Consider the following 22,513-nt stretch of genomic DNA (forward strand, 5'->3'; position numbering starts at 1 on the left):
ACGATGGCAGATGTACGTTACTACGGCACTGGTCGCCGTAAACACGCGGCAGCTCGCGTTTTCCTCGTTGCTGGAGACGGTAAAGTCACAGTTAACGGGCGCGATATCAGCGAATACTTCGGTTATGAAACTTTAATCATGACTGCAAAAGAACCACTTGTACTCACAGAAACAGAAGGTAAATACGATATCATGGTAACGGTCAAAGGCGGCGGCTTCACTGGTCAAGCAGGCGCTATCCGTCACGGTATCTCACGTGCACTTCTTCAAGCGGATCCAGATTTCCGTGGAACACTTAAAGCTAAAGGCTTCTTAACACGCGATGCTCGTATGAAAGAACGTAAAAAATACGGTCTTAAAGCAGCACGTCGTGCACCTCAGTTCTCAAAACGTTAATCGTTTTATCTCTCATCCTTACGGGTGGGAGATTTTTTTATGCCAAAAGACCGCTCTCTAATTAAAAAAGCGGTCAAGCAACTGTCTGCCGTTCAAAACGTACGTCGTCGTATTGTTCGGATGAGGAATAAGAGTGCTGTGAGAGCAACAAACGTCAGCGGGATACTCCAGAGGAACAGATGCTGTAAAAATGCAAGAGGATCATTCGCCGTCTGTGAACCGACTGTACCGGTAAAAGACGTCTCCTGACTTAACACCGTGCTGTTTTCAGGGAGAGCGGGTTGATAAGCTACATTTGCTTCATGCCCTGCATAAAAGTAAATCGCATAGCCGATATGTAAGAAGACTGTGATGACGCTTGCGAAGACTAACATTTTTTTCATCAAAAAACTCCTTTTTCCGAATGCTTGGTGAGGATAAGTCCATCGTTAAGTATACCGGATTCTGTTTTCGGGAACAGAGGAGAAAGGAGTGTGGTGAAAGATGACACTATCAGTCAGTTGGTTGCTCGAACGAGCCAATCGAAAACTGAATGTTCCCGGACTCTCGCCGGAAGTCGCCCGAAAGACACGCCAAGTCATCCGGGAACTCCATGTCAAAGGAATTTATGTCGGAGTGGCCCAAGGCTTCCGTTCCTATGCCGAGCAGGAGAAACTCTATGCGCAAGGACGAACGACGCCGGGAGCGATTGTCACGCATGCCCGTGGAGGACAATCAAATCATAACCGCGGGATTGCCGTTGATCTGTTTCAATACTCCATGGACGGAACGGAAGCGATCTTTAATACCGATGCCAACTTTCAACAAATCGTCCAGGCAATGAAACGGCAAGGTTTTTCCTGGGGCGGAGATTGGAGTGGATTTAAAGATTATCCGCACTTTGAGTTAAATACAGTGACGACGGATGTTTTAGTGCCTTATCCGGGACAGCCGCTCTATCGAGGGGCCGTCCAGATGAACAGTCGGGACATCGAGCGGATTCAGCGGGCGGTCAAGGCAACCGTCACGAAACGATTTGATGTAGAGACGGTTGAAAAGGTCCGTGCCTACCAAGCACGTCAAGGATTAGCAGTTGACGGAGTCGTCGGACCGGCAACCTGGAATCGGATGTTTTAACAGATCGGGAGATCCCTTTTAGCGACAGCGCGGAGGAGATCTCTTTTTTTGAAGCTGCTGGACTGATTCTTCCGGGTCGACAAGGAAATGTCATCCTTTATGAGCCGAAATGTGCAAGCGCTATCTTATTTTTGTTATACTGAAATGGAATAAATCGAACGTTCTCAGGGGGAAGGCACTATGTTGAATGAACAAGAAATTCGCGAGGTAGTCGGACAGTTAATTGATCCGACGATCGAACGCTCGCTTGCAGATACGAACGGGATTCGTGATGTCCGAATCAAAGGAGACTACGTCAGCCTGAAAATCGCACTTGCGCAAGCAGGTTCAGGTGAACAGTTGACGTTACAACAAGAAATCGTTAAAGAGTTAAAAGAAAAAGGCTTCAAGACGGTCGGACTTCGTTTCGAGGCACTCGGCGATCACGGGATTCAGGCAGCGACGACACCATCGATTCTTAAACCGGAGTCAGGGACGACGTTCATCGCGATCGCTTCTGGTAAAGGGGGCGTCGGAAAATCGACGGTTTCCGTCAACCTCGCAGTTGCCCTTGCACGGGCAGGTAAAAAAGTTGGTTTGATTGACGCGGATATCTATGGTTTTAGTGTTCCGGATATGATGGGAATTGAAACACGACCGACCGTCGTCAATGACCGGATCATTCCGCCAGAGCGGTTTGGCGTAAAAGTCATCTCGATGGGCTTCTTCGTCGAAGACAATGCACCCGTCATCTGGCGTGGACCGATGCTCGGGAAGATGCTCAATAACTTCTTCTCGGATGTTGAATGGGGCGATCTTGATTACCTCTTACTCGATTTGCCGCCAGGAACGGGTGACGTCGCACTTGATATTCACTCGATGCTCCCAAGCTGTCAGGAATTGATTGTCACGACACCACATGCGACAGCGGCATTCGTTGCAGCTCGTGCCGGTGCGATGGCGATTAAGACGAACCACCGTTTGCTCGGTATCATTGAAAATATGGCGTACTTCGAAAGCAAGGTAACTGGTGAAAAAGAGTATGTCTTCGGATCAGGTGGCGGAGAGAAGTTGTCAGAAGCGCTAAAAACAGATATTCTAGCTAAGATTCCACTTGGACAACCATATGCGAATGAATCGGACTTTGCACCATCGATTTATCGCGATGACCATCCATTTGAAACACACTATAATGAACTCGCAGCGCGTGTCATCGAAAAAGTAGAGGGATAATACATGAAGATTAAAGGATTTTTGAAGCTGTTCTGGATGACGCTCCTAATTGGGACGCTAGCCGGCTTCGTGTTTAACCTTGTCGCTGAACCAGGGTACGTCCGCAATCAATCGATTAGCGGATACATTACGGCCTTGGCATACAGTAGTACATGGACGGCAATCAGCCTGATGGGCTTTTTCTCTTATTTGATTTTGCACCGGGTTGGACTTGATCTGTTCCGCGGCGCAAAGTTATGGAATCGGGTTCAGGTCGTTTTGATTGCCTTCGCCTTGTTTGACGGCGTCTACTTACGTGGACTTGCGTTCGGATTCGATAAAACAAGCCTCTATATTGGTGAAATGGTTGTCTTATTGTTCGTCGCATTTCTCGTTGCACGTACGAAAGCCCGTGAAACAAATTTCAGTGCTTTCATCCCGACGTTATTCTTAATGACGGTCATCACGTTGATTGAATGGGTACCAGCTCTTCAGGCAACGCAAGACAAGCGGATGCTTTGGGCCGCACTGGCGACACTCTTGGTTTGTAATGCGTATCAAATCCTGATGTTGCATCGCTTGCAAGAAAAGCCTGCTCCAGCGAAAGTACAGTCGCAAAAACAGGCATAAGAAAAGGACTCGGGGAATGGTTGTTATGACCAATTCCATCGGGTCCATCTTTTTTAAAAGTTTTTTTAGAAAAACAGTTGACGTAAAAAACAAGAGTTGATATATTAATACATGTCGCTAAGGCACACGCCGAAAGCGAGCGTCATACAACGAAAAAAACTTATAAAAAAGAATTGACATTAGTTAATACTTTACTGTAAGATTTAAAAGTCGTCAAATGACATATCGGACTTTGAAAACTGAACGATGAGGCAAAAAACGTATCTTCGGATACAAACAATGAATGAAGCGCAAGCTTCGTCAACGTGACTTCGGTCACAAAAACGAGCAAGTCAAACACTTTATGGAGAGTTTGATCCTGGCTCAGGACGAACGCTGGCGGCGTGCCTAATACATGCAAGTCGAGCGCAGGAAGCTCGCGGAACTCTTCGGAGGGAAGCGAGTGGAATGAGCGGCGGACGGGTGAGTAACACGTAAGGAACCTGCCTCAAGGATTGGGATAACTCCGAGAAATCGGAGCTAATACCGGATAGTTCTTCGGACCGCATGGTCCGATGATGAAAGGCGCATTTCCCTTTGAGTAATCAAGAAAGACCCCTCAGAGACGATGAGGTAGATAGGTCACGGGTGGAAGCATGGTGACATGCGGAGCTGAGTGATACTAATCGGTCGAGGCCTTGTTCTAGCAGATGATTGTTGATGACTTCAGTTTTGAGGGCGCGAGCCCTGTCGTCTGGTGACGATAGCCAAGTGGTCACACCCGTTCCCATGCCGAACACGGAAGTTAAGCACTTGAACGCCGAAAGTAGTTGGGGGCTTCCCCCTGTGAGGATAGGACGTTGCCAGGCAATTTTGTTTTTTTATTCCGCAATAGCTCAGTGGTAGAGCAACCGGCTGTTAACCGGTAGGTCGTAGGTTCAAATCCTACTTGCGGAGCCAATGGCCCGTTGGTCAAGCGGTTAAGACACCGCCCTTTCACGGCGGTATCACGGGTTCGATTCCCGTACGGGTCACCATTTTATTGTGCCGGTGTAGCTCAGCTGGTAGAGCAACTGACTTGTAATCAGTAGGTCGCGGGTTCGACTCCTGTTGCCGGCACTGTTTTTTTAATTAAATTTTCCTAGACAAACTGGGGGGGTAGCGAAGTGGCTAAACGCGGCGGACTGTAAATCCGCTCCCTCGGGTTCGGCGGTTCGAATCCGCCCCCCCCCACCATGTCGAGCCATTAGCTCAGTTGGTAGAGCATCTGACTTTTAATCAGAGGGTCGCAGGTTCGAATCCTGCATGGCTCATCTTCTTGCGGAAGTAGTTCAGTGGTAGAATACGACCTTGCCAAGGTCGGGGTCGCGGGTTCGAATCCCGTCTTCCGCTTTTTGTTTATTTTTTTGGGGCCTTAGCTCAGCTGGGAGAGCGCCTGCCTTGCACGCAGGAGGTCAGCGGTTCGATCCCGCTAGGCTCCACCAAATTTTGCTTAAAGATCTTAAGCGAGTTTCGTTCGTCTTAAGTTTTTTTATACTTGAAATGCCTGTTAACCAGAGTACGTACGCGAAAGCACTGTGATTCCCTTCACAGTGCTTTTTTGTTGTCGTCTACTGTATAAAAATGCGTCATCTTGTCGAGTTGAACCAGCCGTATGTTACCGCTTACAATTAAGGTAACTTAATTAAGCAAAGGGGATGCGGGGATGAACATTGCATATATCAGCGTGCCATATCGTTACGGTCAAGGAAAGCCAGGAACAGAGCATGGTCCGGCAGCAGTCGAACAAGCAGGCCTATTTCAAACGTTAGCAACACATGGACAAGAAGCGGTCCGCTATGGGGAAGCGGCTGTCTTACCAGAAGACGCGGTACGTGAGGAAGATGCGAAGTTAAAGCGTCTCGAAGGAGTCGTCCATACGACGAATGATTTACAGCTACTTGTACATGATGCGCTGTCCGAACGACGTTTTCCGTTACTCGTCGGGGGCGACCACAGCATGGCAATCGGAACGATCGCAGGACTTCGTCGATCGATTCCGCGGCTCGGTGCGATTTGGTTCGATGCGCATGGTGATTTAAATACACCGGAAACGTCACCTACAGGTAATATTCATGGAATGCCACTCGCTGTTGCTCTTGGGGAAGGGCATCAGCGCCTAACGGAAATCGGTGGGACAGACGTCAAGTTACAACCGGAGCATCTTGTCTTTATCGGCTTGCGTGACGTCGATCCGGGAGAACAGGAATTGATTGATCGGCTTGGGATTCGCGTTTATGACATGGAAGCGATTCGGACACGGGGAATGGAAGCCATCATGAAGGAAGCGATTGCTTACCTGAACGAAACGACAGACGCATTTTACTTAAGTTTCGACATGGATGGTCTTGACCCGAGTTTAGTCGAAGGGACCGGGACGCGGGTTGCGGACGGTGTCATGTTAGAGGATGCTCAGACCGTCTTGAACTCTTGTGCGGAACAAGAAAACTTTATTGCAGCGGAGTTCGTCGAAGTGAATCCGTTGTTAGAAGAAGGGAACGGAACCGCGATTCTTGCGAATGCCTTGATCGGAAACCTACTTCAAGCGATGCAAAACCAACATTTAGTAAAATAATGGATAGAACTTGAACTCTTTTCATCGGGGTTCAAGTTTTTTTTGTTACAATTTAAATTGAGATGAAACATTTATCGGTCGACTCCGTATAAGAGATTGACCGCATAGAGCGGGGGGTATTTGAAGTGGAAGAAACAACACTACGCTTGATTGAGCGAGTGAAGCAAGGCGACCGTGATGCATTTGCGGCACTTGTTGATCTATATAAAGAAGGGGCATTTTTAGTTGCCTTCCGTGTATTACGTGATCGGATGGAAGCAGAGGATGCCACGCAAGAAGCCTTTATTCGCGTATTTACAAAGATTGAATCGTATAATGCACAATGGAAATTCCGTACGTGGCTCTACCGGATCGTGACGAATGTTTCAATTGACCGCTTACGGAAGAAACGTCCAGATTATTCCCTTGATGCCGAGATGTCAGGTACTGAAGGCTTGACGCTGTATTCCCAGCTCGAAAGTAAGGAGCAATTGCCAGAAGATCAAGTCGTTGATTCTGAAGAACGAAATGCTGTCGGGGACGCGATTGCCGCTTTACCTGAAAAGTATCGAATGCCACTCGTCTTGAAATATATTGAAGACCTTTCATTAAAGGAAATCAGTGAACTGATCGATTTACCAGTCGCCACAGTCAAAACTAGAATTCACCGTGGCCGAGAAGCGCTGAAGAAGCACTTCGGAACGCGGTGAGAAGGAGGATCTCACCATGACACGAGAACACGTAAACGAACGCATCCAAGATTATTTAGACCAAAACCAACCTCCAGAAGACTTTAAACAACTCGAAGCGGAGTTACGGGAGGCGAATGCGATGGACGACTTCGAAGAGTATCGACTCCTCGATGCACAGTTACGCACGCTTCCGAAGCCGAAGCTCTCGGCAGACTTTACATCCCGCGTGCTGGCACAACTGCCTGAACAGGTGGACACGTCGAATGTGACACCGCTTCGTAAACCTTCTCGTTTTGGAGGGAAGATGAAACAGTATCCACTCCTTGCAGCTGCCTCGATCTTTGCGTTACTTTCGGTCGGTAGCCTCGGGGGGTACATGACGCAAGAAGATAAAGACTTGTCGTATACGAACGCTCCCGGTATCGTCGCTGAAAATGGCGAAGTTGTTGTTCCAAAAGGAGTGACGGTCAATCAAGATTTATACGTCGAAGGCGGCAATGTCCGGATTGAAGGCAAAGTCAATGGAGACGTCATGACCGTTGACGGGACGGCTTACACAGCCAGTGCCGGAAACGTAACTGGAGAAATTAAAGAAATCGATCAGTTGTTCGAACGCGTCTGGTACGGAATCAAACGAATCTTTGATTAATCAGTTGGGGCGAGTCTAACTCGCCCCTTTGTGCTATAATGAAAGCTGTTTAAATTAGATGAGATAGGGGGCACGGTTGGTGAATTACTTCAACTGGCAACCACTTCAATTTCAAATGTTGAAACTGGGCGAAAACGTACACTGGTACGATTATATTAATGATGTGCTTGATATCGCGGTCGTGACATTCGTCATTTACCGCCTGATGATTATCGTCAAAGGCACAAAAGCGGTTCAATTGATTAAAGGGATTTCTGTCATTTTGATCAGCTGGTTCTTAAGCGGCTTCTTCGGACTGAAGACCTTACAATTTCTATTGAATCAAATCATCACCTATGGATTACTCGGAATTATCATCATCTTCCAGCCAGAGCTCCGTCGAGGACTGGAGCACCTGGGACGAACGAGTAAATTCTTTTCACGGAGTGCCATCAGTGATGAAGATGAGCAAACGCGAATCGTCGACGCACTCGTTTCGTCAGCACAATACATGTCGAAACGCCGGATTGGTGCGCTCGTCACGTTTGAACGGGAAACCGGTCTCAGTGAATATGTCGAGACGGGGATTCCGCTCGGCTCACAAATTACGAGTCAGCTTTTGATTAACCTCTTTATCCCAAACACGCCGTTGCATGATGGTGCGGTCATCGTTCAGCAAGGCAAACTTGCGGCAGCGGCTTGTTATTTACCGCTCTCAGAAAGTGCCCACATCTCTAAAGATCTCGGGACGCGTCACCGGGCCGCGATTGGTGTCAGTGAAGTTACGGATAGTGTCACGCTTGTCGTATCGGAAGAGACGGGAGGCGTATCTCTCGCAATCAATGGTCGTCTTTACCGGGAACTCGACGAAGATTCACTTCGGACGAAGTTGCTTGAGACGCTCGTCAAAGTCGAACCGGCGAATACGTCCTTCTTTAACTGGATGGGGGCGAAAAAATAATGTTCGAAAAGTGGTTCAATGAACGATGGTTTTTACGAATCGTTGCGGTACTACTTGCTGTGATGCTCTATTTGATGGTCGCAGGCTCGAGTTCGAGCGGGAAAAGTGACGCGGCGAGTCTATTGCCGATCGCTGGTCAGGGCTCGACGACGTTTGACGTACCGGTCACAGTGAATTATGATGAATCGCAGTGGGTCGCCTATAATATTCCAACTACAATCGAAACGACGGTCAAAGGACCATCGAGTAGCTTGACGATGCTTCGCCTCGTCAAAGACTTTGGTCTATCGTTAGATTTAGAGGGACTCGACCCTGGGTACCACCGTGTTCGTGTGACAGCGAATGGATTTGGAAAAGATGTTGAAGTGACACCGAAACAGGAGACGGTCGAAGTTTTTCTTGATAAAAAAGTCACGAAACAAGTCCCGGTTCAAGTCGCTTTACTCAACAAAAATAAAATCGCCGAAGGGTATGTCGTCGGTGAAGCACAACCGAGTAAACAAACGGTTGCTGTGACGGGAGGAGCAGAAAAGCTCCAAGCCATCACATCGATTCAAGTCCCGATCGACGTGACGGGTCGCGCGTCGACTTTCATGGAGTCGTTCAACGTTAAAGCGACGGATACGAATGGGAACGCGATTAGCGCGACGTACGATCCGGAACAGCTTGAAGTGACAGTTCCTGTCTATAAGGAAAGTAAAACAGTCCCGATCAACGTTAAAACAACAGGTAGCGTCAAAAAAGGCTACAAGGTCGTCAAGATCGTTCCCGTCGTCACGGAAGCGCGTCTGTACGGAACGAAGGAAGAATTGACGCGAATCGGTTCAGTCGATACAAAGGCAATCTCACTGAAAGATTTGACGAAGACGACCGATAAGACGATCGAACTCGTCGAACCGGATAATGTGACGGCAATGGATCCGACTTCGATTACGGTCAGTATCGTCGTCGAGAAAGAAAATGCTAAATCGACGACGGAAACGGTCGAGGAGCGAGCAGAGAAGACGATTACAGGTGTTCCTGTGACGCTTAACGGTTTCGACGAGTCGAAGTATACAATTGACTATGCTGAAACGATTGATCTCGTCGTCCGTGGCAGCGAAGCGGACTTAGCTTCGATTGATGCAACCGACATCAAGGCTGTCATCGACGTAACAGGATTAAAAGAAGGCACACACGGCTTACCGATTTCATATCAGACATCTAAAGCATTCGATGTCTTACGACCGGATAACATGGACGTCACGTTAAAGACGATTCCCCGGACATCGGTACAGACCAATTAAAACCAATCAGTGAAATGAGGAAATAGCACATGGGTAAGTATTTTGGAACTGACGGCGTCCGCGGCGTCGCAAACGTAGAATTGACACCGGAACTCGCCTACCGTCTTGGACGGATTGGCGGATACGTGTTGACGAAACACGAGAGCACACGTCCGAAAGTCTTAATCGGACGCGATACACGCGTCTCGGGTCAAATGCTTGAGAACGCGATGATTGCAGGATTGTTATCAATCGGTGCGGAAGTTATGCGTCTTGGTGTCATCTCGACACCGGGCGTCGCATACTTGACGAAAACGATGGATGCGACTGCGGGCGTCATGATTTCAGCGTCACACAACCCGGTTGAAGACAACGGCATCAAGTTCTTCGGAACAGACGGTTTTAAGCTCAATGACGCAACAGAACGCGAAATCGAAGCATTGCTCGACGAAACAGAGGACACACTCCCGCGACCATCGGGGAAAGAGCTTGGTTTCGTCCACGATTATTATGAAGGTGCGCAAAAATACCTCCATATGCTTCGTCAAACATCGGATGAAGATTTTTCCGGGATTCATGTCGCAATTGATGGCGCGCACGGCGCGACATCAAGCCTTGCACCACGTTTGTTCGGGGACCTCGAAGCAGAAGTCTCGACAATCGGTACAACGCCAAACGGTTTGAACATTAATGATGGTGTCGGATCGACACACCCTGAGCACCTCGCGGCATTCGTCAAAGAAAAAAATGCCGACGTCGGTCTCTCGTTTGACGGTGACGGCGATCGCTTGATTGCAGTCGATGAAAATGGGGATATCGTCGATGGCGATAAAATCATGTTCATCTGTGGAAAATACTTGAACGAAATCGGTCGTTTGAAAGATAACACGATCGTCGCGACAGTCATGAGTAACCTCGGCTTCCATAAAACAGTCGCAGAACACGGCATGACAGCCTTACAAACAGCAGTCGGTGACCGTTACGTCGTCGAAGAGATGCGTAAAAACGACTACACACTCGGTGGCGAACAGTCAGGTCACATCATCTTCATGGATTACTCGACGACAGGCGACGGCATGTTGTCCGGCGTTCAGTTACTCCAAATCATGAAGGCGACAGGCAAGAAGTTATCGGAACTCGCAGCCGAGATGCCAATCTTCCCGCAACGTCTTGTCAACATTCGTGTATCGGATAAGAATGGGGCAATGAACGGTCCTGCCGTTCAAGCGATCATTGCGGAAGTCGAAGCGGAAATGGCTGGAAACGGTCGGATTCTCGTTCGGGCATCTGGAACAGAACCACTCGTCCGTGTCATGGCGGAAGCAGAGTCGCAAGAAGCGTGTGACATGTACGTCGAGCGGATCGCGAACGTCGTGCGTGAAAATTACGCGTTACAAGAAAATTGAGTCGACGAAAAGGAGTAGCTACGTGCTGCTCCTTTTTTTGTGTAAGGGAGGAATGTTAAGGAGGGGAATTAGCACGAACCCGTTGTCCTGTGCCCGCTTTTCTCAGGCGGAACGCAAGCCGCGGCCAGCTTGGGGCTGCCCGGGTCTCGCTTGTTCCTGTCGGAAGCGGAGCTTCCTTTTCCTGTAGAAGTCGGACAGGGGTACGGGTTCGTTTCAGAAATAGCGTGGGTCTGGAGTAGGAACAGTGTTTGGATCATAGGAGAGAGAAGGGGACGACACCGCTGTCCTCTGCCCGCTTTTCTCAGGCGGAACGCAAGCCGCGGCCAACTTGAGGCTGCCCGGGTCTTGCTTGTTCCTGCCGTAAGCAGAGCTTCCTTTTCCTGTAGAAGTCGGACAGGGACACGGGTTCGTTGGAGGGTGGATGAGTAGGTACAGAAGCTTAATTCTTTTTTTTACAAAATCTAGGGATTAGAAGTATTGTTTAGAAAGATATCGGGAATAGTTACAAATACGTTACCTTCCTTGCTTTTTCCAATTAAAGTTCGTATGATTGTAAAGTCGGACAGAAACGGAGTCGGACAGAAACAGAAGCGCCAGGGCTGACTATGTGATAGGCAGCTGACGAGGTGGAGGTTTATCGAATCATTCGGCGGATGCCTCCCGGTACCTTATCAGTACCGTAAACTTACTTGAAATCGTCTAAGTGATTAGACGGACAAACAAGCAAGTGCTGATAACTCTCGACAAGAGCCGTTTCCTCTTCAGGGAAATACTTGATATGGGAGAGAATCAATATGTGCGGAATCGTAGGTATGATCGGAGAAGTTAACACGAAAGAAATTTTACTAAAGGGTCTCGAAAAACTCGAGTACCGCGGTTATGACTCGGCAGGTCTTGCGTTCGTCAATGACGGCGTTCAGGTTCATAAAGAAGTCGGTCGCATCGCTGCGCTACGCGAAGTCGTCCCTGCAGAAGCAGACGGTACAGTAGGAATCGGTCACACACGTTGGGCAACACACGGTGTACCAAGTGTTCCGAACGCCCACCCACACCAAAGTGCATCATCACGCTTTACACTCGTGCATAACGGTGTCATCGAAAACGATGAGCAGTTAAAAGCAGAACTTAACGTCGATTTACTCAGCGACACGGATACAGAAGTCATCGTTCAGATGATTGAAAAGAACTTTGACGCAACAGGTGATGTCACGGAAGCCTTCCGTCAAACACTTCGCGTGCTCCACGGTTCGTATGCGCTCGCTTTAATCGATGCAGAAAACCCGGACGTTCTTTATATCGCAAAAAATAAATCACCACTTCTCGTTGGTCTCGGAGACGGCACGTTCAACGTCGTTGCGTCTGACGCAATGGCCATGCTTCAAGTAACGGATCAGTTCGTTGAGTTACATGACGGTGAAATGATCATCTTAACGCGTGACAGTGTCACAATCCAGGATTTAGACGGAAACGTGCAAGAGCGTGACGCGTATACAGCTGAAATTGATGCTTCTGATATCGAAAAAGGGACATACGCGCACTATATGCTTAAAGAAATGGATGAGCAGCCAGCCGTCATCCGGAACATCGTTCAAAAATACCAAAACGAAGCTGGCGAAATCACACTCGATCAATCGGTTCGTGATTTAGTCCTTGGTCGTGACCGCGTCTATATCATTGGTTGCGGAACAAGCTACCATGCTGGTTTGATCGGGAAACAATTGATTGAACAAATCGCTGGGATTCCGGCAGAGGTCCACATCTCGTCTGAATTCGGCTACAACATGCCACTTTTGACAGAGAAACCACTCTTCCTCTTCCTTTCACAATCAGGTGAAACAGCGGATAGCCGTGCCGTTCTCGTTGAAGCGAAAAAACTTGGTCACCCAGCATTGACGGTCACGAACGTCGCGGGATCAACACTTTCACGTGAAGCAAACGCAACACTCTTGTTGCATGCCGGTCCTGAAATCGCAGTTGCCTCAACAAAAGCATACACAGCGCAAATTGCTGTTCTTGCGGTCCTCGCGTTTGACCTGGCTCAAGCAAAAGGCGTCGACGTCAACTTCGATCTCATGAAAGAACTCGGTAAAATTTCAAGCGCAATGGAATCCGTCATGTCACAAAAAGAACGGTTCCAAGAGATCGCTGCAGAATACTTGTCTGAATCACGCAACGCCTTCTTCATCGGCCGTGGTCAAGATGCGTATGTCGGAATGGAAGGGGCACTCAAGCTCAAAGAAATTTCGTACATCCAGGCAGAAGGGTACGCTGGCGGCGAATTGAAACACGGTCCAATCGCTTTGATTGAAGACAACACACCGGTCATCGCCCTCGTGACACAACCGCACGTTCACCTCAACAACCGAGGCAACGTCAAGGAAGTCGTCGCACGTGGCGCGAACGCATGTGTCATCGCTTCAGAAGGTCTCGAATTGCCGACGGATGCATTCGTCATCCCGTCAGTCGAGCCGCTCTTGTCACCATTACTTTCAGTCTTACCACTTCAGTTGATCTCGTACTACGCGGCACTCGGCCGTGATTGCGACGTCGACAAGCCACGTAACTTGGCGAAGTCAGTAACAGTCGAATAAAAACATTCAAGTCATACTCCTTCCAGTTGGAGTATGACTTTTTTATTACCTAGCACTGAAGGAATGAGTGGTGAAACACATATGCAGATGAAAACAAACTGGCTCCAAGCTTTTCCGCAATCCTGTGCAGTAGACGTGGAGGCTGTGAGACGTCTCTTCCCCCACCGATTGTTTAGACCGGTGACGTGGGGGACGATTGAAATCGCGTATTGGCAAGAAAAGTTGAATTTGCCGTCTCGCGTGTACTTGGATGAAGTACCAAAGGTGAAAATCGAGACGTTGACGAAACAACAACGGTGGCTGCTCTATTGCTTGTATACGCGCCATCACAATGGTTATATCCGCGAGAAATATGTTCAACGATTACAAGAAGAACAGGCGGATACAGACTGGGTGTTGCTTTATCTGATTGAATTGACTGGGGAATATGTAAGAGAAATTCTAGAACGAATCGAACCGATTTTAGAGAGGTGGCCTGAGGAAAATCTGTGTTCCTTTCTACAAGCAAATGATGTTTACATGACACGGATTGAGTGTCGCATCATCAGCTACTGGAATATATATCAGCGGACATCTTATCCACTCTTAGGGGATTCAGCCTATGTCGGATTTCGACTTACAAAATACTACCGTTTACGCAAGGTAACAAAGCAGTAGAAATACTGAAATCGAGTAATCGTCAATAGACCGTACACGCTCAACAGAGAGTGTACGGTCTATTTGTTAGTTCATCATGGACTGAAGATAGAAGAAGCTTAACAAAACAAGTGAAATCAAAAAGCAGACGAAGAGATTCTTCATGAAGACGTTCCGAGAAAGGCGCCGGTTCATGATTATCTTATCGAGAAACAGATTAACAGCTAAGACAATTACGAAAATCACGAAAAAGAGTGGCAATAGGTCCATATGTAACATCCTTTCCATCATCTTATTCAACGCATCAAGTCAATCAAAAGTTTCGCAAAGCTTAAAATCTCTTGTGAAAAACAGGACTTTCCAGTAGGGAAGGGAAAGAAGAAAAGTAAAGAAACCAAAAGGAGGGACATTCAGATGCGACAAGCGGTACTCATTATTGATTTTCAACAGGATCTCGTCGAAGGGACGGCAGAAGAGTCAGGTGTTCATGCGAAAGATGCCCGTCAGTCAGGTCATCAATCAAGTCGTGCAAGAAGCACAGAATCATGCTCATACGATTGTCTTCATCCGGGATCTTGATGTCGCGGACGGAAACGGACCGGGGTTTGAGGTGCACTCCTCGATTCAGATTCCAGATCAGGCGGTGACGTTCGATAAAGCTGCAACGAATGCGTTTCACGGGACACCACTGCTTGAGTATCTGAATGAACGACAAATCGAACATGTCGTCATCCTCGGCTGTAAGACGGAACACTGCATCGATACCGCGGTCCGCAGTGCAACCGTCAATGGATTTGATGTGACGCTCGTTGCTGACGGACATACGACGAACGGCTCCGATGTTTTATCGGCGGAGTAGATGATTGCCCATCACAATCAAGTTTTGCACGGTCACTACAATGTCGAACATTTTGCGCTGGTCCGGCCGTCAACCGAAAAGTTGTTTGAACCGATCCACGATCAGCACAGAACATAAAGGAGTGAAGTTATGATTGAACTGCGAAAGATAAAAGAGACTGTTTATTTAACCTATCAGATGCTCGATACAGCCGCAATTGACGGACTGCCCGAAATCCTTGAAAAACGACTGGGGGATGCATTATGACCCGCGAAGAGTGGATTCAATCGTTTGATCTCGATGTAGCAGAGATTTTTTCCGTCACGGATTCGTACAGTTCCGAAGTCGACCGGCTGGTTCTGCGTGACGGTCGGACTGTTTTTTTAAAGCGACCCTATACGGCTGATAAATGGTACCGGGAGCACGGATGGCTGACGTATTTAGCCAGTCGTGTCGCTGTCCCGAAGATTCTCATGGCGGCGCGACCAACCGAACAGACGACGGGTGCGTTTGTGCTCGAAGCACTTGCCGGTTCGACGATTGAAAAAGTGACACCGGAACTGGTCTCGCAAATCGGGCGGCTTCACGCAACACTCCATACGTGTACCCGTGAGGCGTACGGCGATTTTGAGGAGAACGGCTTCACCGCGTTTACCTCACAGGACTGGCGTGTCTTCCGAAATGCGAAGATGACCTCATTCGAGCCGGCGATTCAACAAGTTTTGCCGCCTGCCCTTTATCAAGCCGCCTTTACAGAATTAAAACGGCGTGAACGTGAGTTACCGGAACCGTCGCGTCCGGTCGCCGTCCATCTCGATTTCCGGCTCGGGAATCTGCTCGCAGACGGCGGAAACCTCACTGGACTGATCGACTTTGAAACTTCACGTTTCGGAGCGACGGAGATCGACTTCACGAAACTCGACCGGGACGTCTTCCAAGGTGGCAGCGCTCTGCTGGGTGCTTATCAAAACGGATACGGCCAAATTCGGACACCGGAACCGATTGAAGTCTATTTGCCGTACTACCGTCTGTTTGAAGCACTGACGGGAATCGGCTGGTGCGTCCAGCGTGGATTAGCGCAGCACCAACAGTTTTTTGACAACAACCATGCCCGCTTGTTAATTGAACTCGAACGGACGAGCATATTCGAAGAACGTTAAAAGACGTCGTTTGACGAGCGAACCGCTATACTTGTGGAAATGAAGCAAGTGGAGGGGGATGTATCAGATGGAACAACCAAAACGAATCGGAATTATCGGCGGTGGACTTGCGGGGACGTTCGCTGCCCGTCAATTACAAGTCGAAGGATACGAGGTCGAGATCATCGAAAAAAGCCAAAGTGTCGGGGGACGCATGGCGACACGACGAATCGATCAGGGAAAGGCGGACCACGGAGCTGTCTTTTTCACCGTCCGGACGGATGAACTGGCGCAGGAAGTCGATGAATGGCTCGAACGCGGATTGATTCGGAAATGGTTCGGTGATGATTTTCCACGGTATATCGCGATTAACGGGATGAATCAACTCGTTCAGTCGATTGCACGCGGGATTCCGGTCCACTTGAACGAACAGGTCGTACGGATTGAAGCGGACACGGTTTTGCGGACGATTGCAGATAGCCGGACACGGGTCTATGACGCGATGCTCGTGACAGCACCGGTTCCGCAAGCCTATGACTTACTGGAAGCGTCCCGGCTGACGCTTGACGCAGCCGATCATACAGCGTTAAGCCGTGTCACGTTCGAACCGACATTTGTCGGCCTGTTTGAACTGAAAGAACCGCTCGAAATTGGGGAGGTCGGTCTGGCGGACGAAGGACTTGTCCCCGGGATGCTGAAGCTCGTCAACAACGCAGAAAAAGAAATCTCGGCGACACCTTTACTGAGTGTCTACATGACGGGTGAGTGGAGTGAATCCTGGTATGACAAGGAGGAAGCGGAGACGCTCACTGAAATCGAACGGCTCCTGCAAGCACAACTCGGTCCCGTCGAACTCATCTCCCGTCAGTTGAAACGATGGCGTTACGCTCAGGCACGCGATGTCTTCCACACGCCGTTTCTAAAACTGAATCACCATCCGCTGTGGCTTGCCGGGGATGCCTTCCTTGAAGCAGATGATGCCTCGGGACGGACACGGGTTGAGAGTGCCGTCATATCCGGTCTACGTGTCGCAGCGACAATCGATGCGCATTTTAAGCAACACGTTCTGACGAAATGAAGTAAAAGCAGGAGTATGCGACATGGCATACTCCTTTATTATTGATCAGATTCTAAATGTGCGACAGGCTCCAAGCAGCCATTGCATCTAAAATCGGCAAAAAACTAAGTCCCGTGTCGGACAATGAGTATTCGACCTTTATCGGCACTTCCCGGTAGACTTTTCGAAGCAACATGCCATCCTGCTCAAGTTCGCGTAGTTGACGTGCTAAGATGCCCTTAGAAATTCCGGGCAGCAGACGTTGTAAGGCGCCAAAGCGTTGTGTTCCTTGTTTGAGATGCCACAGGATGAGGATTTTCCATTTACCAGAAATGATGGTTTGCACACGAGTGACCGGACAAGCCGTCCGCTGTTCGGTAAGATTCATTTAGTGTCCTCCAATGGTTCTGTTTAGGTGACCAAGTATCTAAAAGGTGCCTACTAGGATTAGTGTACCACCTGTAATAAGATTAGGTACAGGATAGGCATTTGATAGAAAAAGGAGCGAATACCCATGAAGCTATTGATTACAGGAGCAACTGGAAAATTAGGAACTAAGATTGTCAATCATCTGTTAGGGCGGATTAGTGCGGACGACCTTGTCGTCAGTGTCCGAAATGTCGAAAAAGCAGCGAATCTCAAAGAACGTGGTGTCGAAGTCCGTCATGGAGATTTTGATGCGCCAACTACGTTAGCAACGGCCTTTGCAGGGATTGATCGTTTGTTGATCATTTCAACGGACGGGGAAGAAGCTACACGGATCCGGCAACACACGGCAGCAGTCGAGGCAGCGCAGGCTGCAGGCGTCGGCCTGATCGCCTACACGAGTATTGCCAATGCACAAGCAAGTCAAAATTTCTTGGCACGGACGCACCAGGTAACAGAACGATTGATTGAACAGACAGGTATCCCTTATATTTTCTTCCGGAACAACTGGTATCTTGAAAACGAGCAGGCGACGATTGACGCTGTACGTAACGGAGCAGACTGGTTGACAGCAGCGGGTGACGGAAAAGTCGGCTGGGCGTTGCAGGACGACTATGCAGAAGCAATCGCTACTGTTTTGACAACAGATGCTCCAAAACAAGCTATCTATGAACTGTCGGGTCCATTGTTGACACAAACAGAAATCGCCGAGGCACTCGGAGCGGTTCTTGCTCGACCTGTCACTGTTCAACAAGTGGATGTAGCAACGTATGCTGATATCATGAAACAAGCGGGTCTCCCGGACTTCCTCATCCCGATGCTTGTCTCGATTCAAGAAGGGATTGCAAACGATACGCTTGCTGTTGAAAGTCAGGACTTTGCACAAATTCTCGGTCGCCCGCCTGTCGTAATCAACAATGCATTAGAACGATTGATTAAAAGATAAGTTCATTTGAACGGGTTTTCCGAAGTCCTTCTCAGGGTATTCTTTTGAGAGTGAGCGAAAGTTAGAGGAGGATTCAAATGGACATCAAAAAATATCGAGTTGCTCCGGATGCGAACGTCAGTTTAGCTGATTACCAAACATCTGATCCGGACCGGATTTCTGAAGAACAATTACTCAAGACATACATTCCAGAGAGCGTCGAGGAATTGAAAGAGCTACACTGGCGGCTTCATGCAGAAGAAAAACAAGGTATTTTAGTCGTCCTGCAGGCAATCGATGCCGGTGGGAAAGATGAAGCGATCAGCTATATCTTTTCAAATCTGAATGCTCAGGGCTTGAAGACGATTTCCGTCAAGAAACCGTCAGAAGAAGAACAAAAACACGATTTTCTATGGCGGATTCATGACGGGTTGCCGGCCAAAGGAGAAGTCGGCATTTTAAATCGCTCATATTATGAAGATGTCATCGCACCGCGTATTCATAACCTGCTTGAGGAGGAAGAACTCCCGAACGATCAAGACGTTTGGCAGATGCGGTACCGGCAAATCAATGACTTCGAGCAGTACCTGGTCGAGAACGGAATCCGTGTCGTCAAGTTTCTCTTCAATGTTTCGAAGGACAAACAAAAGGAACGGTTGCTCGAACGGATGAAAGACCCGAAAAAGAACTTTGAATTTTCTTTTAGTGACGTTGAGGAGCGGGAACATTGGGATGAGTATCAAGACATCTTTGCCGATTTGATTTCAAACACATCAACGGAAAATGCGCCATGGTACGTGCTACCGGCCGATGATGACTGGTTCGGACGTTACATCGTGACAGAAGTCATGAACGACGTTTTACGCGATATCAATCCGCAGTTTCCTGAAGTGTCGGACGAGGATCAAGAAAAACTAGATGAAGCAATCAAAAAGCTGGAAAATGAATAATCAAAACCGTTCATCGTCAGACGATGAACGGTTTTTTAGGCTGTAGACAAAGTTCTGTCGGGAGATAAAGCGTCACGTTTCGTTTCTTCCCCCCCGTAGGAGTCAACGAAACGTGCCGCTTTGAAGACGAGGCGGGACAGGGCAGCGCGAACGGATTGCCTCTCGTTCTAGCATATTCACGCTTCATAAGAGGTTGTCTAAGCATTTTTTTAATTTGTTATTTTCGTTTTTGTCAGACACGTTATACTAAACAGGGAAGAAACGATGAACGATTTGGAGGAATCACACATGACTGAATACCCAAACTGTCCGAACTGTGGATCGAGCTATACATATGAAGATGGAAATCTGTTCGTCTGTCCGGAATGTGCGCATGAATGGACGCAGGCTGAAGCGGACGTGACGGAAGAGACGGCGGTCATCCGTGACGCGAACGGAAACGAATTGCATGACGGCGACACGATTACGGTCATCAAAGACTTGAAGGTCAAAGGCACATCGCTCGTCGTCAAACAAGGAACCCGTGTCAAAGGAATTCGTCTCGTCGATGGAGATCACGACATCGATTGCAAGATTGATGGCCTAGGTGCAATGAAGCTGAAATCCGAGTTCGTTAAAAAAATCTGATGTAAAAAACCGCCAGTCAGGTCGACATGGCGGTTTTGTATGTTCGACGAATGAATTTATGTTCAGGACAAATGTCCTTTATCAATCATCCACCGTCGTTTTAGGATAGGATGAAAGAAGATAACGAAAGGAAGGCGATACAGATGCGAGGCATCCTTTTTGCAATCAGCGGCGGTTTTTTTCTGACGCTCCAAAGTGTCGCCAATGCCCGAATCAGTGATGGAATCGGGACCTGGCAGGCAGCGACCGTGACCCAAATGACAGGCTTCATCGTCGCCTTATTGATCACATTCGCCTTACGCGATCGGACGTTTCAAGAGATGCGTCGCGTCAAGCCGCTTTATCTATCAGGAGGCGCACTGGCGGCGGCTGTTTTGTTCAGTAATATCACAGCCGTGCATTTGATGGGTGTGACATTGACGATTTCACTCTTTTTGATCGCCCAGCTCGGTCTGGCCCTTTTGATTGACTGGAACGGTTGGTTCGGAATGATGAAACGTCGGTTGCAGCTGCCGCAAGTCATCGGAATTTTGTTGATGGTCGGCGGTGTCTTAATCTTGAAACTATAAGGAGGGATTCGTGTGGAGGATGAGCGACTTGCGACATACTTGGACCGTTTTCAATTGACGCATGTCTTTGACGAGCGCTTACGCCGTCATCTCGAACGTGTCGAGGTCGAGCCGGGTGAATACTTATGCCAGCAGGGCGATGACGCGAAACAGCTGTATTTGCTCGTCGAAGGAAAGTTGAAGATCACGCATATGTCAGCGGCAGGACGACGGCTCGTTCTTTCCTTCAAGCATCCGTTCGATCTGGTCGGCGATATCGAATATGTCCGCCGTATCCCCTTGATGAATACGGTCGAGGCTGTAACGCCGGTCCAAGTCTTCCGGATCAGTTACGCGGCACTCGAACAAGCAGGAACGGACAATCCGGCATTCTTACGTTTTTTGCTCGAGACGATCACGATGAAGTTCGAACTGAAATCGCACTCGATGAGCTTTAATCTTTTATATCCGGTCGAAGTCCGGCTCGCGAGTTATCTGTTGTCGATGACACCGGAAAAACAAACTCTGCCGGTCACGGATTTAGTCGATGCAGCGGATTTGATCGGGACGAGCTACCGGCACCTGAACCGGGTGTTACTCCAGTTCAGCAGGGAGGGATTGATTGACCGGACGAAACGGACGATTGAGATCATCGACCGCGCGGGTTTAATGGAGCGTGTCGGGGAAAGTATCTATGAATAGGAGGCAAGCACGATGACACTTGGGATTTTACTCGCCTTATTTGGCGGGATGCTCGTCTGTATGCAAAACACCTTTAACGCCAAAGTCAAAGAACGGGTCGGAGCCTGGGCAACGACGACGTTAGTCCTTGGACTCGGCTTTCTCGCTTCAATGACGATTGGATTGCTCGTTGAAGGGACGGCACTTTTTTCAATGACCGGCATGCAGCCGTGGTTTTGGTTCAGTGGCATCATCGGTGTCGGCGTCGTCCTGTCTGTGACGCAAGGCGTCCAGCAACTCGGACCGAGCTACGCCATCTCGATCGTCATGGTCTCACAAATCCTCTTTGCCCTGCTCTGGGACACGCTCGGCTGGTTCGGTCTCGAACAGGTCGCCTTCACATGGACGAAGGCAGTCGGCGTTCTCTTGATTGGCGGCGGGGTGCTTTTGTTCCAACTCGGCGGGAAGCTGACAGAAAAACGGATCTTACGAAAAGGAGCATGACGAATGAACTATACAACATTACTCTTTGATATCGATCATACTTTACTTGATTTTGACGCAACGGAACGCTGGGCGCTGCGAAAACTATTCGTGGACGAACAGCTCGAATGGACGGAAGAACGTGAAACCCGGTACCGGTCCATTAACAAAGCCTTATGGGCAGCCCTCGAACGGGGGGAAGTGACGCGAGACGCAGTCATCTCGGAACGTTTCGTGACGTTTTTTGCAGAGCAGGGATGGGTGGTCGACGGGAAACAGATGGATGAGCGCTACCGGACGTATCTCGGTCAGGGAACGGATTTGATTGACGGAGCACACGAATTACTCGGGCAGTTAAAAGGACATTACCAACTCTACGTCGTGACGAACGGTGTCTCGCGGACACAACATGCACGGCTCGCTGGTTCAGGACTGTTGCCGTACTTCGATCAGATTTTTGTTTCCGAAGACACGGGCTATCAAAAACCGATGCGTGCTTTCTTTACGTATGTGTTCGACCGGATTCCGGAATTCCGTCCGGAGCAAACACTGCTCATCGGCGACTCCTTGACTGCAGATATCCAAGGCGGCATTTCGGCCGGAATTGATACGTGTTGGTTTAACCCGGGTCAGGAAACGGCTCCGAGTGAGTTGACACCGACCTACACCATCGAACGGCTCGAACAGTTGCTTGATCTGTTGCGGACGACGGAACGAGTTCGATAACGAAAATATGTCAAGATCGTTTGACGCGA

At 48.8% G+C, this 22,513-nt stretch carries 23 protein-coding genes, 7 tRNA genes, 1 rRNA gene, 1 pseudogene and 1 other annotated feature; of the genes and pseudogenes, 30 read left to right on the top strand and 2 right to left on the bottom strand.

Annotated elements, in window-relative coordinates:
- Positions 1 to 3 precede the first annotated feature (3 nt).
- A complete protein-coding gene (rpsI, locus tag A0126_RS00695; RefSeq protein ID WP_012369042.1) occupies positions 4 to 396 on the top strand; it encodes a 30S ribosomal protein S9 in 393 nt (130 codons plus the stop codon).
- 92 nt (positions 397 to 488) lie between these two features.
- Here rpsI and A0126_RS00700 read toward each other — a convergent pair whose 3' ends face one another.
- On the bottom strand, positions 489 to 779 hold the full coding sequence (locus A0126_RS00700) for a hypothetical protein (RefSeq protein ID WP_088836012.1): 291 nt from the start codon (positions 777 to 779) through the stop codon (positions 489 to 491).
- A 100-nt stretch (positions 780 to 879) separates the two neighbouring features.
- On the opposite strand from A0126_RS00700, the gene A0126_RS00705 reads away from it, so the two are divergent.
- From A0126_RS00705 to A0126_RS00815, 22 genes and pseudogenes are all read left to right on the top strand, one after another.
- Positions 880 to 1,512 (top strand): M15 family metallopeptidase, encoded by a 633-nt coding sequence (locus tag A0126_RS00705; RefSeq protein ID WP_088836013.1) that lies wholly within the window; start codon positions 880 to 882, stop codon positions 1,510 to 1,512.
- A 180-nt stretch (positions 1,513 to 1,692) separates the two neighbouring features.
- A complete protein-coding gene (locus A0126_RS00710) occupies positions 1,693 to 2,724 on the top strand; it encodes an Mrp/NBP35 family ATP-binding protein (protein ID WP_029332281.1) in 1,032 nt (343 codons plus the stop codon).
- A gap of 3 nt (positions 2,725 to 2,727) precedes the next feature.
- Positions 2,728 to 3,333 carry a KinB-signaling pathway activation protein gene (locus A0126_RS00715; protein WP_088836014.1) on the top strand — a complete coding sequence of 202 codons (606 nt, stop codon included), beginning with the start codon at positions 2,728 to 2,730 and terminating at the stop codon, positions 3,331 to 3,333.
- Between the two features lie 380 nt (positions 3,334 to 3,713).
- Positions 3,714 to 4,010: a sequence feature (most likely nonfunctional fraction of RNA operon), on the top strand.
- 55 nt (positions 4,011 to 4,065) lie between these two features.
- Positions 4,066 to 4,181 (top strand): 5S ribosomal RNA (rrf, locus tag A0126_RS00720).
- Positions 4,182 to 4,197: 16 nt separating this feature from the next.
- A tRNA-Asn gene (locus A0126_RS00725) sits at positions 4,198 to 4,272 on the top strand.
- Positions 4,273 to 4,274: 2 nt separating this feature from the next.
- Positions 4,275 to 4,349, top strand: a tRNA-Glu gene (locus A0126_RS00730).
- Between the two features lie 9 nt (positions 4,350 to 4,358).
- A tRNA-Thr gene (locus tag A0126_RS00735) sits at positions 4,359 to 4,431 on the top strand.
- A 33-nt stretch (positions 4,432 to 4,464) separates the two neighbouring features.
- Positions 4,465 to 4,548 (top strand) — tRNA-Tyr (locus A0126_RS00740).
- Positions 4,549 to 4,552: 4 nt separating this feature from the next.
- Positions 4,553 to 4,625, top strand: a tRNA-Lys gene (locus A0126_RS00745).
- Positions 4,626 to 4,632: 7 nt separating this feature from the next.
- Positions 4,633 to 4,704, top strand: a tRNA-Gly gene (locus A0126_RS00750).
- A 16-nt stretch (positions 4,705 to 4,720) separates the two neighbouring features.
- Positions 4,721 to 4,796 (top strand) — tRNA-Ala (locus tag A0126_RS00755).
- A 221-nt stretch (positions 4,797 to 5,017) separates the two neighbouring features.
- Positions 5,018 to 5,926, top strand: a complete 909-nt coding sequence (gene rocF, locus A0126_RS00760; RefSeq protein WP_088836015.1) for an arginase — start codon at positions 5,018 to 5,020, stop codon at positions 5,924 to 5,926.
- Positions 5,927 to 6,051: 125 nt separating this feature from the next.
- Positions 6,052 to 6,615, top strand: a complete 564-nt coding sequence (sigW, locus tag A0126_RS00765; protein WP_088836016.1) for an RNA polymerase sigma factor SigW — start codon at positions 6,052 to 6,054, stop codon at positions 6,613 to 6,615.
- A gap of 16 nt (positions 6,616 to 6,631) precedes the next feature.
- Positions 6,632 to 7,246: a polymer-forming cytoskeletal protein gene (locus tag A0126_RS00770; RefSeq protein WP_088836017.1), complete on the top strand. Its 615-nt coding sequence runs from the start codon at positions 6,632 to 6,634 to the stop codon at positions 7,244 to 7,246.
- 115 nt (positions 7,247 to 7,361) lie between these two features.
- A complete protein-coding gene (gene cdaA / locus A0126_RS00775) occupies positions 7,362 to 8,186 on the top strand; it encodes a diadenylate cyclase CdaA (protein ID WP_204251426.1) in 825 nt (274 codons plus the stop codon).
- Positions 8,186 to 9,472: a CdaR family protein gene (locus A0126_RS00780; protein ID WP_088836019.1), complete on the top strand. Its 1,287-nt coding sequence runs from the start codon at positions 8,186 to 8,188 to the stop codon at positions 9,470 to 9,472. Before cdaA ends, A0126_RS00780 begins: the two co-directional genes overlap by 1 nt.
- Before the next feature lie 29 nt (positions 9,473 to 9,501).
- On the top strand, positions 9,502 to 10,857 hold the full coding sequence (gene glmM, locus A0126_RS00785) for a phosphoglucosamine mutase (RefSeq protein WP_088836020.1): 1,356 nt from the start codon (positions 9,502 to 9,504) through the stop codon (positions 10,855 to 10,857).
- A 794-nt stretch (positions 10,858 to 11,651) separates the two neighbouring features.
- The gene (gene glmS / locus A0126_RS00790; protein WP_088836021.1) at positions 11,652 to 13,448 is read left to right on the top strand and encodes a glutamine--fructose-6-phosphate transaminase (isomerizing); all 1,797 of its coding nucleotides are present in this window, start codon (positions 11,652 to 11,654) and stop codon (positions 13,446 to 13,448) included.
- Positions 13,449 to 13,529: 81 nt separating this feature from the next.
- A complete protein-coding gene (locus A0126_RS00795; protein WP_088836022.1) occupies positions 13,530 to 14,105 on the top strand; it encodes a hypothetical protein in 576 nt (191 codons plus the stop codon).
- A gap of 393 nt (positions 14,106 to 14,498) precedes the next feature.
- Positions 14,499 to 15,060 (top strand): annotated as a pseudogene (locus A0126_RS00805) (isochorismatase family protein).
- A gap of 125 nt (positions 15,061 to 15,185) precedes the next feature.
- Positions 15,186 to 16,082, top strand: a complete 897-nt coding sequence (locus A0126_RS00810; RefSeq protein ID WP_088836024.1) for a phosphotransferase enzyme family protein — start codon at positions 15,186 to 15,188, stop codon at positions 16,080 to 16,082.
- A gap of 67 nt (positions 16,083 to 16,149) precedes the next feature.
- Complete coding sequence (locus A0126_RS00815; RefSeq protein ID WP_088836025.1) at positions 16,150 to 17,139, top strand: NAD(P)/FAD-dependent oxidoreductase; 990 nt, start codon at positions 16,150 to 16,152, stop codon at positions 17,137 to 17,139.
- A 52-nt stretch (positions 17,140 to 17,191) separates the two neighbouring features.
- On the opposite strand, the gene A0126_RS00820 is transcribed toward A0126_RS00815, so the two are convergent.
- The gene (locus A0126_RS00820) at positions 17,192 to 17,506 is read right to left on the bottom strand and encodes a winged helix-turn-helix transcriptional regulator (protein WP_088836026.1); all 315 of its coding nucleotides are present in this window, start codon (positions 17,504 to 17,506) and stop codon (positions 17,192 to 17,194) included.
- Between the two features lie 126 nt (positions 17,507 to 17,632).
- Here A0126_RS00820 and A0126_RS00825 point away from each other — a divergent pair, with 126 nt between their 5' ends.
- From A0126_RS00825 to A0126_RS00855, 7 genes are all read left to right on the top strand, one after another.
- Entirely contained in the window at positions 17,633 to 18,490 is an 858-nt protein-coding gene (locus A0126_RS00825) for an SDR family oxidoreductase (protein ID WP_088836027.1), read from the top strand.
- 77 nt (positions 18,491 to 18,567) lie between these two features.
- Positions 18,568 to 19,419, top strand: coding sequence for a PPK2 family polyphosphate kinase (locus A0126_RS00830; RefSeq protein ID WP_088836028.1), 852 nt, complete (start codon positions 18,568 to 18,570; stop codon positions 19,417 to 19,419).
- A 288-nt stretch (positions 19,420 to 19,707) separates the two neighbouring features.
- Entirely contained in the window at positions 19,708 to 20,046 is a 339-nt protein-coding gene (locus tag A0126_RS00835) for a zinc ribbon domain-containing protein YjdM (protein WP_088836029.1), read from the top strand.
- A 143-nt stretch (positions 20,047 to 20,189) separates the two neighbouring features.
- On the top strand, positions 20,190 to 20,615 hold the full coding sequence (locus A0126_RS00840; RefSeq protein WP_088836030.1) for a DMT family transporter: 426 nt from the start codon (positions 20,190 to 20,192) through the stop codon (positions 20,613 to 20,615).
- Between the two features lie 12 nt (positions 20,616 to 20,627).
- Positions 20,628 to 21,296, top strand: a complete 669-nt coding sequence (locus A0126_RS00845) for a Crp/Fnr family transcriptional regulator (RefSeq protein ID WP_088836031.1) — start codon at positions 20,628 to 20,630, stop codon at positions 21,294 to 21,296.
- Between the two features lie 12 nt (positions 21,297 to 21,308).
- Entirely contained in the window at positions 21,309 to 21,779 is a 471-nt protein-coding gene (locus A0126_RS00850) for a DMT family transporter (protein ID WP_088836032.1), read from the top strand.
- A gap of 3 nt (positions 21,780 to 21,782) precedes the next feature.
- Positions 21,783 to 22,484, top strand: a complete 702-nt coding sequence (locus A0126_RS00855) for a YjjG family noncanonical pyrimidine nucleotidase (protein WP_088836033.1) — start codon at positions 21,783 to 21,785, stop codon at positions 22,482 to 22,484.
- Positions 22,485 to 22,513: the final 29 nt, after the last annotated feature.

The sequence above is a fragment of the Exiguobacterium sp. N4-1P genome, assembly GCF_002214325.1.

Excerpts from the sequence above, each read along its gene's own strand:
- rpsI (WP_012369042.1), top strand. The coding sequence starts at position 4 with ATGGCAGATGTACGTTACTACGGCACTGGTCGCCGTAAACACGCGGCA.
- A0126_RS00700 (WP_088836012.1), bottom strand. The coding sequence starts at position 779 with ATGAAAAAAATGTTAGTCTTCGCAAGCGTCATCACAGTCTTCTTACAT.
- A0126_RS00705 (WP_088836013.1), top strand. The coding sequence starts at position 880 with ATGACACTATCAGTCAGTTGGTTGCTCGAACGAGCCAATCGAAAACTG.
- A0126_RS00710 (WP_029332281.1), top strand. The coding sequence starts at position 1,693 with ATGTTGAATGAACAAGAAATTCGCGAGGTAGTCGGACAGTTAATTGAT.
- A0126_RS00715 (WP_088836014.1), top strand. The coding sequence starts at position 2,728 with ATGAAGATTAAAGGATTTTTGAAGCTGTTCTGGATGACGCTCCTAATT.
- rocF (WP_088836015.1), top strand. The coding sequence starts at position 5,018 with ATGAACATTGCATATATCAGCGTGCCATATCGTTACGGTCAAGGAAAG.
- A0126_RS00770 (WP_088836017.1), top strand. The coding sequence starts at position 6,632 with ATGACACGAGAACACGTAAACGAACGCATCCAAGATTATTTAGACCAA.
- cdaA (WP_204251426.1), top strand. The coding sequence starts at position 7,362 with ATGTTGAAACTGGGCGAAAACGTACACTGGTACGATTATATTAATGAT.
- A0126_RS00780 (WP_088836019.1), top strand. The coding sequence starts at position 8,186 with ATGTTCGAAAAGTGGTTCAATGAACGATGGTTTTTACGAATCGTTGCG.
- glmM (WP_088836020.1), top strand. The coding sequence starts at position 9,502 with ATGGGTAAGTATTTTGGAACTGACGGCGTCCGCGGCGTCGCAAACGTA.
- glmS (WP_088836021.1), top strand. The coding sequence starts at position 11,652 with ATGTGCGGAATCGTAGGTATGATCGGAGAAGTTAACACGAAAGAAATT.
- A0126_RS00795 (WP_088836022.1), top strand. The coding sequence starts at position 13,530 with ATGCAGATGAAAACAAACTGGCTCCAAGCTTTTCCGCAATCCTGTGCA.
- A0126_RS00810 (WP_088836024.1), top strand. The coding sequence starts at position 15,186 with ATGACCCGCGAAGAGTGGATTCAATCGTTTGATCTCGATGTAGCAGAG.
- A0126_RS00815 (WP_088836025.1), top strand. The coding sequence starts at position 16,150 with ATGGAACAACCAAAACGAATCGGAATTATCGGCGGTGGACTTGCGGGG.
- A0126_RS00820 (WP_088836026.1), bottom strand. The coding sequence starts at position 17,506 with ATGAATCTTACCGAACAGCGGACGGCTTGTCCGGTCACTCGTGTGCAA.
- A0126_RS00825 (WP_088836027.1), top strand. The coding sequence starts at position 17,633 with ATGAAGCTATTGATTACAGGAGCAACTGGAAAATTAGGAACTAAGATT.
- A0126_RS00830 (WP_088836028.1), top strand. The coding sequence starts at position 18,568 with ATGGACATCAAAAAATATCGAGTTGCTCCGGATGCGAACGTCAGTTTA.
- A0126_RS00835 (WP_088836029.1), top strand. The coding sequence starts at position 19,708 with ATGACTGAATACCCAAACTGTCCGAACTGTGGATCGAGCTATACATAT.
- A0126_RS00840 (WP_088836030.1), top strand. The coding sequence starts at position 20,190 with ATGCGAGGCATCCTTTTTGCAATCAGCGGCGGTTTTTTTCTGACGCTC.
- A0126_RS00850 (WP_088836032.1), top strand. The coding sequence starts at position 21,309 with ATGACACTTGGGATTTTACTCGCCTTATTTGGCGGGATGCTCGTCTGT.
- A0126_RS00855 (WP_088836033.1), top strand. The coding sequence starts at position 21,783 with ATGAACTATACAACATTACTCTTTGATATCGATCATACTTTACTTGAT.